Consider the following 11285-nt stretch of genomic DNA (forward strand, 5'->3'; position numbering starts at 1 on the left):
CGGGAGGGAATGACCAGGTCAGCGCTACCGCTGCTGGAATTGTCGGTGCGTCGGGCTACCGTGCGGTCGACATCGATCCACTGTGGTGGGAGGGCTCGTGCGTCGGCTGGAGTACGTCGGGGGAAGTTCGGAGAAGTTCTGGGAGGCGTCCTGTGAGGACACCGCCGTGACGGTCCGCTGGGGGCGGCTCGGCACGACGGGGCAGACCAAGCGCAAGGAGTTCGCCGACGTCGCCGCGGCCGAGGCGTTCCTGTCCGCCCAGGCGGCGGGCAAGCTCCGCAAGGGCTACCGCGAGATCGGCGCGCCCACCGCCGTCGAGCCGACAGCCGCCTCGACCGCAGCCGTGCCCAGCAGCGCTGAACCGGCGGTGGCAGCGCCGGTCGTGCCGGCTTCCGCCAAACCCGCAGCCGCCTCGACCTCAGCCGCGTCCACCGCCGCTGAACCCTCGGTGGCAGCGCCGGTCGTGCCGGCTTCCGCGGATCCCGCAGCAGCCCCGCCCGCAGCCGCGTCCACCGCCGCTGAACCGTCAGCCGCCCCACCGTCAGCCGTGCCCACCGCCGCCGAACCGCCGGCGGCAGCGCCGGTCGTGCCGGCTTCCGGGGATCCCGCAGCCGCCCCACCGTCAGCCGCGTCCACCGCCGCTGAGCCGGCAGCCACCTCCACCCGCCCCTCCTCGGCGCCGGAGGCCACCGACTGGCCGGACGAGGACGTGTTCGCCCCCGGCACCCAGGTGCGGGCCGCCTACCCGCGCCGGGACGAGGGCAGGGCGAAGTTCAAGGCCGACCCGGCCGCCGCGGGCGCCTCCGCCGCGCTGCTCGATCAGTACCGGCACTCGGTGGGCCCGCTGGTCGAGAGGTCCGAGCCGGAGTTCGCCGACGCGATGGCCCGGTACCTCGCAGGCGCCGCCGACCCGCTGGGTGCCGCGACCGCCGCCGCCGCCCTCGCCGCGGTCGTCGGCTACCAGGAGCGCCGCCAGTTGGCGAAGCTGGCGTCGGAGTGGGTCCTGGGCCACGGGCCCGCGTTCGCGGCCGTCGCCACCGTGCTCGTGACCGAGATCGCGGTCGACGCCGACCGAGCCACGCCGAGGGCGAAGTTCCTGCGCCGCACACGCCCCGGCGACCGGCTGCCGTGGGGGGCGGCCGTCGACGAGGTGCGCGGCGACGTCCGGCGCGCGCTCGCCTCGGCGGGCGACGAGGACTACGCCGCGGCGGTCGCCGAGGTCGGCGCGCTGTCCACCAACGATTCCGGGGCCTGCGTCGCGGCGTTCCTGCTGCCGACCGAACCCGCGCTGGTGGAGCGGGCGGTCGCCGCCACCGAAAGCACCTCGGGCTGGATCACGGCGGCCTGCACGCTGGCCGCGGTCAGCGCACCGGGGCAGCTCGCGAACCTGTCGCGGTACACCGCGCACCGGGCCGTCGACCGCGACGGTCGGGTGGTGCCGACGCTGCTGCGCACCCTCGGCCCCGGCGCGGCGCCCGCGTTCGCCGAGTGGCTGGAGGGCGCCGACACGGACCTGACCCGCAAGCTGCTGGCCGCGCTGGTCGAGATGCCGACGGACGACGCGTTCACCCGACTGCTGGTCCGGGCAGAGGTGCCGCACGTCCGCTCCGCGCTCCAGGAGGCGGCGCGCCGCTACCCGCGTCGCGCGGTCCGCCTGCTCGCCGAGGCCGCCGTGGCGGACCAGCCGTGGTCACCCGCCGCGCGAGACCTGCTGCGCGGCCTCCTCGTCGCCGTCCCCGCCCTGGTGGACGCCGTCGTCCCCGGTCTGGCGCCCGCCGAGCGCGAGGCGGCGCGGGCGCTGCTCGTGGGGGTCGAACGGCTGCCCGACGCACCCGTCGACCTGCTACCCGACGTCCTGCGCACCCCACCGTGGACGCGGCCCCGGCCCGCACCGCCGGTCGTGGTGCCCGACCTGCCGGTCACGGACACCGCGCGGATCGCCTGGCTGCCGGGCGAGGAGCGGGCCGCGGCGGCCGAGCGCGCCGTCAACCTGCTCTACCACAGCCCCACCACCGACTGGGCGGCCGACGTGGCGCAGCACGCGCAGCGCGGCACCATCACGCACTCCACCCTCCTGCACGCTCCACTGGAACTCGTCGAGCCGCTGATCGCCGAGTACCGGCCGTCCTCCACCTGGCGCCTGGAGTCGTGGGGCTCGGCGCTGCTGGAGCGGTTCGGTCTCGCCGCGCTGCCCGCGCTGCTGAGCCTCGCCACCTCCGCCGACGCCCTGCACGTGCTCCAGCCCGTGCTGGAGGAGCGGGTCGCGCGGGCGATGGTCGCCGCGCTGGACAAGAAGACCCTGCGCCCGCAGGCGTTGTCCTGGCTCACCCGGCACGGCGCCGCCGCCCTGCCGTTCCTGCTGCCCACCGCCCTCGGCACCGTCGGCCGCGAGCGCGCCGCGGCGGAGAACGTGGTGCGGCTCATCGCCGCGGACGTGGGGGAGGCCGCGGTGCTCCGCGCCACGTCGCCCCTCGGCGCGGACGCGGTGCGCACGGTCCTCGCGACGGACCCGCTGCTCCTGCTGCCGAAGAAGCTGCCGGTGGCCGGAGCGTGGGTCGACGTGGCGACGCTGCCGCAGGTCCGGTTGCGCGGTCAGCCGTTCGCGCTGTCCGCCGACGCGGTGCGCGACCTGGTGACGATGCTCGTGCTGTCCCGGCCCGGCGAGCCGTACGGCGGGGTCGAGCCGGTCGTCGAGGCGTGCGAGCCCGCGTCGCTCGCCCGGTTCGTCTGGGAGCTGTTCGAGCAGTGGCGCGCGGCCGGGATGCCGCCCAAGGACGGCTGGGCGTTGAGCGCGCTGGGCGTGCTCGGCGACGACGACACGGTCCGCGCGCTCGCGCCGGTGATCCGCTCCTGGCCGGGGGAGGGCGGCCACGCGCGCGCCGTGACCGGTCTGGACGTGCTGGCCGACATCGGCACCGACGTCGCGCTCATGCACCTCAACGGCATCGCGCAGAAGGTGAAGTTCGCCGGGCTGCGCGAGCGGGCGCGGGAGAAGATCGCCTACGTCGCGGCGAGGCTGGGCCTGTCGCCGGAGCGGTTGGCCGACCGCCTCGTCCCGGACCTCGGCCTGTCGCAGGACGGTTCGCTGGTGCTGGACTACGGTCCGCGCCGGTTCGTCGTGGGGTTCGACGAGCGGCTGAAGCCGTTCGTGTCCGATGAGGACGGTACGCCGCGCAAGGCGCTGCCGAAGCCGGGCGTGAAGGACGACGAGGAGTTGGCGACCGCCGCGTACCAGCGGTTCACCGGTCTGAAGAAGGACGTGCGCACGCTCGCGGCCGACCAGCTCACCAGGCTGGAGCGCGCGATGGCGAGCGGCCGCACGTGGTCAGGCGCGGAGTTCACCGAGTTCCTCGCGGGCCACCCGCTGCTGGTGCACCTGGTGCGGCGGCTGGTGTGGGTGGTGCTGGACGGCTCGGGCGCCGTGGTCGGGTCGTTCCGGGTCGCGGAGGACCGCTCGCTGTCCACCGTGGACGACGACGTGTACGTGCTGCCGGAGGACGCCGTGGTGGGCGTGGCGCACCCGGTGCACCTCGGCGAGTCGGTGGCCGCGTGGTCGGAGGTGTTCGCTGACTACGAGATCCTGCAACCGTTCCCGCAACTCGGCCGCCCGGTCCACGAGTTCACCGAGGAGGAGCTGGCCGCGACGAGGCTGGCCAGGTTCGAGGGCGTGGTGCTGCCCACCACCCGCGTGCTGCTGCTGGTGCGCCTGGGCTGGGAGCGCAGCGCGCCGATGGACGGCGGCGTCGAAGCCGGCCTGTTCAAGCACCTCACGGACGGCCTCCACGCCATCGTGGAACTGGATCCCGGCCTGGTCGTGGGCGATCTGGACGCACTGGGCGACCAAACCCTGCACCGGGTGTACCTCGGCCGCAACACCGAGGGCCACCGCTGGCACGCCAACCAGAGCGACACCACGTTCGCCGCACTGGACGCCGTGTCCGCGAGCGAACTGCTGGCCGACCTGACGGAACTGGTGGAGGGAGCCACACCGTGACCACGCAGGCTCGTCCGTGACTGCCTGCCGGCACGGGCGGCCTCCGGATGGTGTCGGCAAGGCACGACCTGCCACACCGACACCATCCCGCCGCCGTCCCGCCTGACCGACGCACCACCCCACCCGACGCACCACCCCACCTGGCGCACCACCCCACCTGGCGCACCACCCCGCCCTACGCGCCAGACCGCCCGACGCACCCGATGCACCACCCACTTGGCGCACCACCCGCCCGACGCACCAACCCACTTGGCGCGTCAGCGCACCCGGCGCACCACCCCGCCCGACGTGCCACGCGTCGCCCGGCGCACCACCCCGCCCGCCAGACCACCCCACCCGCCGCACCAGCCCACCCGACTCTCACCGCTGCGGCTATCCCACAGCGGAATCCTGTCCTCCTCCACCGGCTCCCTGAGCCCACCACCCCGCCGCATCCCCCTCACCCGTGATGGTGGGCAGGAACAACACCTGGTCCACCTGACCGAGCAACGTCTCGTCGATCGGGAAGAAGCGGTAGGTCGGGCTCTTCCGGGGCACGCTCCGCTGTTGCAGGGGCAGCAGCTCAGGCGCGGACAGGAGGTGGATGCCCGGCGACAGGGCCTCGTGGAGCGCGCCTTCGACGGTGTCCGGCGGGGGTGCGGGGAGGTCGAGGTGGGTGGCTTCGCCGAGGGCGCAGGCGATCACGCGGTAGTCCTCGCCCATGCGGTCGGCCAGGAGGGCACCCGCGGGTTGCCAGCGCAGCGTCGTCGTGTCGAACGGCGTCGAGGTGGAGCCGGTGCGCAGGTGCTGGTTGTGCGCGAACGCGAAGGTCGGGCCGCGGTCGGCCAGCACCTGGAGGTTCTCGGCCATCATCGTGTCGCGGATGGCGGCGAGGCGTTGCCAGCGGTTCTCGGTGTCCCGCGCCATGGCCGCGTGGTAGGCGAGCAGGCCCGCGGCGGTGCGGGCCGCGAGTTGGACGTCCTCGATGGTGTGGGGGCTGGTGTCGTCGCGCAGGCGCGGGAGGTCGCCCGCGAGGGTCCAGCGCAGGTCGTCGGTGAGCGCGCGCAGCGCGTGGACGCGCGGGTCGGCGCCGATCGACCGGGCGGGGTCGCGGGCCGCGGCCGGTTCCTCCCAGAGTTCGTCGGCGCCGAGCAGCCGGTCGACGGTCTCCCACGCCGGGAGGTCGAAGTAGCCGCTCAGGAAGTCGTGCAGCACCTGGAGCGCCGATCGCGGACTGGGGGCCGCGGCCATCTCGACGGGTGCGTCGAAACCGGTGAACCGCAGGTGCTCGGCGCGCGGGCGGTGCCGGTTGCGCTCGCGCACCCAGCGGACCAGCGCCCGGTTGGCGGGCGACGCGCCGAAGTCGTGGGTGAAGCCGGTCGCCATGACCTCGTCCTCGTCGCCCTCGCCGCCCCTGACGTAGGCGTCGACGACGCGGGCGTGCCAGGCGCTGGTCTCCAGGGCGACCGTGGTGAAGCCCGCCCGGTCGACGAGCGCGGCGAAGACGGCGTTGCGGAGACGGCCGAACTCGTCCTCGCCGTGCGTGGGCTCGCCGAGTCCGATCAGCCTCGGCCGGTGCGGCAGGTGGGCGACCTGCGCGGCGATGGTCTCGCCGATCGTCTGGCGGTCGTCGCCGCCCGCGCTGATCAGTGGTGTGGGGATGCCGCCGGTCATCATCGGTCCTTCCGGTCTGCGATTGACCAGCTCAACCGTATCGTTGAACATTCGTGTGAACCTTCGAGCCGCTTTCCGCAGGTGGGCTCCGACAAACCTTCAACCGGGGGAGCAATGCGACCGATCGACCTCGCGCGAGGCCACGGGCTGTCGAGCCAGGCGGTGCGCAACTACGAGGAGTCGGGCCTGCTGCCGCCCGCCGACCGCACCGACTCGGGCCACCGCCGCTACACCCGGCGTCACGCACAGGCCCTGGCCGCGTTCCTGGCCTTGGCGCCCGGTCACGGCCACGCGACGGCTTCCGCGATCATGGTCGCGGTCAACGAGGGCAGGCAGGACGACGCGCTCGACCTGATCGACCGCAGCCACGCGGGCCTCGTCTCGGCACGCGCCACCGTCGACGCGGTGGAAACCACGCTGCGAGACCTCACCGTCCAGTCGTGGGACGGCGGCCCGATCTCGATCGGCCCCCTGGCCCACCGCCTCGGCCTGCAACCCGCGACGGTCCGCCGCTGGGAACGGGAAGGCCTGCTGCGCACCACCCGCGACCACCAGGGCCACCGGGTCTACGCCCCGGCCGACGTCCGCGACGCCCACCTGGTCGGCCAACTCCGCCGAGCGGGCCACACCATCGCCGACATCCGCCTGCTGCTCGACGAACTCCGCGACACCCGCGACCCGGCCAGGATCACCCGAGCCCTCGCCGACCGCCGCCGCGCCCTCGACACCCGCTCCCGAGCGATGCTGGCAGGCGCCGCGGCCCTGCACCGCTACCTGGACACCGTGGACCCATGACCCGATCGCCCCCGCCCCGAGTTCGGTCGCCCGCGGTGCCACCGCACCGCCACCACCCGGCTCGCCGCGCAGGTGCCGGTGCACTTCTCCGCCTTACCTGCTCCAGTTCGTCGGCGACTCCCTGCTGGCCGCGCCGTACGAGCAGCGCCGGGCCCAGCTCGACGACCTGGCTCCCGCTCCCGGCGGGCGGGTGATGGTCCCGTCGTTCTACCCGGAGAGCGCGGGGCCGACCGCCTGAAAGATGCGGCCGGTGAACAGCGACACCGAGCTGAGGAAGATCGTGCGGGGGTGGAGCTTCCGCACGAGGAAGCCAGTGGCCGATGAGGATCGCGAGTGCCAGCGGGTAAACGGTGGGCCATGGTGCGGTGGTGGAAGTGACGCCGAGGTCGTCGACCAGGGTGGGAAGGGCCACTCCAGCAGGATCTGCCGTCGGCGCCGGGGTGCGCTGTCGGCTGCCGGAGCCGATGCGCTCAGGTTTGTGCTGCCGGTCATGTCGACAGCCTCACGTCGTCACGACACTGCGCCCGGCCGCAGCAACGTCGAGGTGGCCGGGCGGGCGCAGGCCGGAGCGTGGGTCAGTTGTGGATGAGGCGGTTGACCCGGACCAGGAAGTCCTTGCCGAGGTCGCTGGTGGGGTCGCCCATCAGTTCGGCGATGACGTGCATCGCCAGGTCCCGGCGTTTCGGGGAGCGTTCGGCGATGGCCTTGCCGAGCGCGGCGGGCATCTGTTCGGCGGTGAGGTCGGTGCAGTAGACGGGGCTGCCCGGCTGCTGGCGCCACGAGTCGGTGATGGTGCCGGCGTCGAAGCCGTCGAAGCCCGTCTGCTCGACCAGCGACATGCCCAGGGCCCGGTCGTCGTCATCGTCCGCGGCGACGGGGATCGCGATCCGGCCGGGGGTGCCGCTCGGGTTCGCGTAGGCGACGAAGGACTGTGCCGTGATGGCGTTCCACGCCTTGACGACGCGCCGGCCGAGGTGCTCCTCGACCCAGCGGCTTTCCACCTGCCCGCGATCGAGGGCCGCGATGTGCCCGTCGCGGGTCGGGTAGTAGTTCGAGGTGTCGATGACGACGGCGTCAGCGGGCAGGTCGGTCAGCAGCGGCTTGAGGTCGGGCACCCGGATGAGGGGGACCGAGGTGATGAGGACGTCCACGTCCGCGGCGACGTCGGCCGCCTGCACCGCCTGGGCGCCGGTGGCGAGGACGTCGGCGGGGATCGTCTCGGGACCGCGCGAGTTCGCGATCTCGACGTGGTGGCCGTGGGCGCTCAGCCGCTGGGCCAGCACGCTGCCGATGCTGCCGGCTCCCATGATGCCGATCTTCATGAAGTTCTCCTCCTGGGTGATGTGCTGCGGGTCGTTCATGCGCGCCTCGGGCGCGGCACGCAAAACGGTCGTCTCGTACCTGCGGCGATCACCTGGGTCCGGTCACTGCTCGGTGCCGGTGATGCGTGGGTCGAGTCCGTACTGGTGGGGCACGTCGAGGTTCGTGCGCAAGGTCGTGCCCGGGTACTCGGTGGGGTATCGGTGGGGTAGGTGCCGCGTTGCTGAGCTGCTTGTCCGTCGTGGTCACCGGGCCACCGTCTCGCTGACCGCTGCCTCGGTGGCCGTCTCGCCACCAACCGGTGCGGTCGGGACCGGACCGTCGGCGGCCGGATCCGGTGTCCGACGGATGAAGAAGGCGCCCACCAGCACGAGCAGGCCGATGGCCCCGGCGGTCAGGAAGGCGGCGTGTCCGGCGGACGTGGCCTGGGCGGTGCTGAGCACGCCGGCGTCGCGGGCACCGGAACCGATGGTGTAGGCGGAGACGAACACCGCACCGAAGGCGGCACCGGCGAGCTGCTGGGCCGTGGCGAAGGCCGAGGCGCCGTGGGGGTAGAGCTCGGGGCGCAGGCCGCCCATCGCACTCGTCGTGAGCGTGGCCCACATCGCGGCCTGCGCGCTGGTGAACACCAGCCACGCGACGATCAGCGTGACCACGCTCGTGCTCTCGTCGACCCGGCTGAAGAACCACAGGACGGCCAGCCAGACGAGTGCAGCGGGGATCATCAACGGGCGTGGGCCGAAGCGGTCGTGCACCCGGCCGCTCGCAGCCGCCACGATCGAGATCGCCGCCCCGCCCGGGATCAGGAAGAGCCCGAGTTGCAGGGTGCTCAGCCCGGTGACGTGGGTCAGCACCAGCGGGAGCACGACCAGCAGGCCGATGCCGTTGCCCGCGACGAAGAGCATCACCACCAGAGGTGCGGTGAACGACCCTCGTAGGAAGATCCGCATGTCCAGGAACGCGCTGTCGCGACGTTGCAGGGGAATCTGCCGCAGGACGAACGCCACCAGGCCCACCAGCCCCACCGCGACCGGCAGGTAGGGAGGGATCGGGGTGTGCCCGGAGGACGCCTCGCCGATCAGGGAGAGTCCGTAGACCAGGCCGCCGAACCCGAGCGCGGACAGCAGCAGCGACGGCACGTCCAGGGCCACCGGCTCCGGGGTGGTGGTGTTGCGCAACTTCCACGCGCCCAGAGCCAGGGCGGCAACCGCGATCGGCAGCACCAGGATGAACAGCCAGCGCCAGCTCAGTGTGGAGAGCACGAGACCCGACAGTGCCGGCCCGACCGCCGGTGCCACGGCCGGGACGGCCGTGGTGATCGCCATCATCTGACCGCGGCGACCGGCCGGGACCAGGCGCATGGTCGTGGTCATCAACAGGGGCAGGAAGACGGCGGTGCCGGAGGCCTGGACGATCCGGCCGGTCACCAGGACGCCGAACGTCGGGGCGATCGCGGCGAGCGCCGTCCCGGCGATGAACAGCGACAGCGCGACCAGGAAGACCGTTCGCACGGGGAACCGTCGCATCACGAAACTGCTGGCCGGGATCAGCACGGCCATGGTCAGCAGGAATCCGGTCGTGACCCACTGCCCGGTGCTCGGGGTGACCCCGAAGTCGGCGATCAGCGTCGGGAGCGCGACTCCCAGGAGCAGTTCGTTGAGGAAGACGATGAATGTCGAGACGATCAGGATCCCGATGATCAAGGCGACGCCCGGAGGGAGCCGGTCGCCGGAGTGGACCGCCGGTTCCGGCGCGGCGAGGTCGAATTCCGCGGGGTTGCTCATGTGCGTGCTCGCTGTCTCGGGAGGTCGGAAGGGAAAGATCGATCGGTGCGACGTCCGCGAACCGTCGGCGGGCGCGGGAGCCAGGTCTGGGCCGGGCAAGTCGACGCACGAAGGACGACTGGGCTGGGGGCGGCCAGGTGTGGGTGATCGCGGACCCGCAATCGCCCGAGAGCGGCACTGCGGGTCCGGGACATGCGACCATCGTGCAACCTTCACATCATGTGAATGTCAATTCCGAGCGACGAGGGGTCACTCACACCCCGTCAACCTTGACATCGCTGTAACGTTGCGCGGGTGCTGGGGAGGTGGTCATGAAGATCGGTGAGCTGGCGAAACGCACCGAGGTCCCGACGCGCATGCTGCGCTACTACGAAGAGCAGGGGCTCATCACGCCGCGGCGGCAGCAGAACGGCTACCGAGAGTACGACGAGTACTTGGTGGACCGGGTGAAGAAGATCCGCGGCCTGCTCGACTCCGGCATCCCCACGCGCATCATCGGCGACATGCTGCCGTGCCTCAACCAGCCCCAGGAGATCGTTGTCGCCGATCCCGACCCTGAGCTGCGCGCGATGCTCGTGCGTGAGCGCGACCGGATGACCGACCGCATCGCCCTGCTGGAGCACCACTGCCACGCCCTCACCCAGTACATCGCGGCCATGGACCGCTCCCTCGCCACCACGACCGAGACCCCCCAACCGCGATGAACCTCGACCCTAGGGTGGCCGAATGACCTTGCTCGATCTCGACCCGGACCAGCTGCTCTCCACCACGCGGGCGGTCCGCAAGCGCCTCGACTTCACCCGTCCGGTGCCCGACGACGCGATCCGCGAGTGCGTGGCGATGGCCCTGCAGGCGCCGTCGGGCTCGAACATCGTGACCATGCGGTTCGTCGTGATCCGCGACGAGGCGAAACGCCGGGCGGTCGGAGACGTCTACCGCGAGGTGTACGCCGGGTACAAGGCCTCCCCGGGATATCCCGGCAAGCCCACCGGTGACGACGCCCGCGACGCCGTGCAGCAGCGGGTGGCAAGCTCCGCCGACCACCTGGGCGAGCACATGGGCGACGCACCGGTACTGGTGCTGGCCTGCAACGAAGGCCCCAACCGGCAGTGGGCGGTCGCCGGCATGAGCAACGTCATCCCGGCCACGTGGAGCTTCATGCTGGCCGCCCGCGCCCGCGCGCTGGGCACCGCGTGGACGTCGATGCACCTCGCCCGCGAACGCGACGTGGCCGACATCCTGGGACTCGACTACGAAACGGTCGCGCAGGCCGTGCTCACGCCGGTCGCGTACACGAAGGGCACGGATTTCCGCCCGGCCGGGCGCCCCGACCCGGACGAGGTCATCCGCTGGATCTGAGGCCTGTCCCGTAGGTCACCACCTGGCAGGCCTCGCGGCACGCACACGCCGGCGGCTTGCACGCCAGGAGCTGAGAAAGCCGGACGGGGGTAGGTGCTCTCCGGCTGGCCGAGGCCACCGGTAGCCGGCGGACCGGCTACCGCTCGTCCGCCGCGTCCGGGTCACGCGGCGCCCGGTAGGTGCGTCCGCTCAGGTCGGGCAGGGTGACCGTGTGGTGGCCGTGGACCCGGACGCGGGGGCGCACGTACGGCGGGAGCCGGGCGACGTCGGCGTCCAGCACCGGACAGCCCTGCCCGCGCAGCCCGGCCAGAGCCCGGACCCGGAGGTCGTGCGGGCCATGGCGCACACCGTTGTCGATCTTCTGTCGTGCGTCGTAGAGG

8 protein-coding genes are annotated in these 11285 nt (G+C 72.7%); 4 read left to right on the forward strand and 4 right to left on the reverse strand.

Going from position 1 to position 11285, the window contains the following annotated elements; all coding sequences use genetic code 11:
- The first annotated feature begins 97 nt into the window (after nt 1-97).
- Nucleotides 98-3994 carry a DUF4132 domain-containing protein gene (locus AC156L_RS37005; protein ID WP_330877192.1) on the forward strand — a complete coding sequence of 1299 codons (3897 nt, stop codon included), beginning with the start codon at nt 98-100 and terminating at the stop codon, nt 3992-3994.
- 372 nt (nt 3995-4366) lie between these two features.
- On the opposite strand, the gene AC156L_RS37010 is transcribed toward AC156L_RS37005, so the two are convergent.
- Nucleotides 4367-5647: an erythromycin esterase family protein gene (locus AC156L_RS37010; protein ID WP_330877191.1), complete on the reverse strand. Its 1281-nt coding sequence runs from the start codon at nt 5645-5647 to the stop codon at nt 4367-4369.
- A 114-nt stretch (nt 5648-5761) separates the two neighbouring features.
- On the opposite strand from AC156L_RS37010, the gene AC156L_RS37015 reads away from it, so the two are divergent.
- Complete coding sequence (locus tag AC156L_RS37015; protein ID WP_330877190.1) at nt 5762-6442, forward strand: MerR family transcriptional regulator; 681 nt, start codon at nt 5762-5764, stop codon at nt 6440-6442.
- Between the two features lie 575 nt (nt 6443-7017).
- On the opposite strand, the gene AC156L_RS37020 is transcribed toward AC156L_RS37015, so the two are convergent.
- A complete protein-coding gene (locus AC156L_RS37020; RefSeq protein ID WP_484407699.1) occupies nt 7018-7803 on the reverse strand; it encodes an NADPH-dependent F420 reductase in 786 nt (261 codons plus the stop codon).
- Between the two features lie 204 nt (nt 7804-8007).
- Nucleotides 8008-9546, reverse strand: a complete 1539-nt coding sequence (locus tag AC156L_RS37025) for an MFS transporter (protein WP_330877188.1) — start codon at nt 9544-9546, stop codon at nt 8008-8010.
- A gap of 311 nt (nt 9547-9857) precedes the next feature.
- On the opposite strand from AC156L_RS37025, the gene AC156L_RS37030 reads away from it, so the two are divergent.
- Nucleotides 9858-10250, forward strand: coding sequence for a MerR family transcriptional regulator (locus AC156L_RS37030; RefSeq protein ID WP_330877187.1), 393 nt, complete (start codon nt 9858-9860; stop codon nt 10248-10250).
- A gap of 22 nt (nt 10251-10272) precedes the next feature.
- Nucleotides 10273-10905 (forward strand): nitroreductase family protein, encoded by a 633-nt coding sequence (locus AC156L_RS37035; protein ID WP_330877186.1) that lies wholly within the window; start codon nt 10273-10275, stop codon nt 10903-10905.
- Between the two features lie 136 nt (nt 10906-11041).
- Here AC156L_RS37035 and AC156L_RS37040 read toward each other — a convergent pair.
- Nucleotides 11042-11285 (reverse strand): hypothetical protein (locus tag AC156L_RS37040; RefSeq protein ID WP_484407701.1); only part of this gene is annotated, 244 nt, incomplete at its 5' end.

Source organism: Umezawaea sp. (assembly GCF_057122925.1).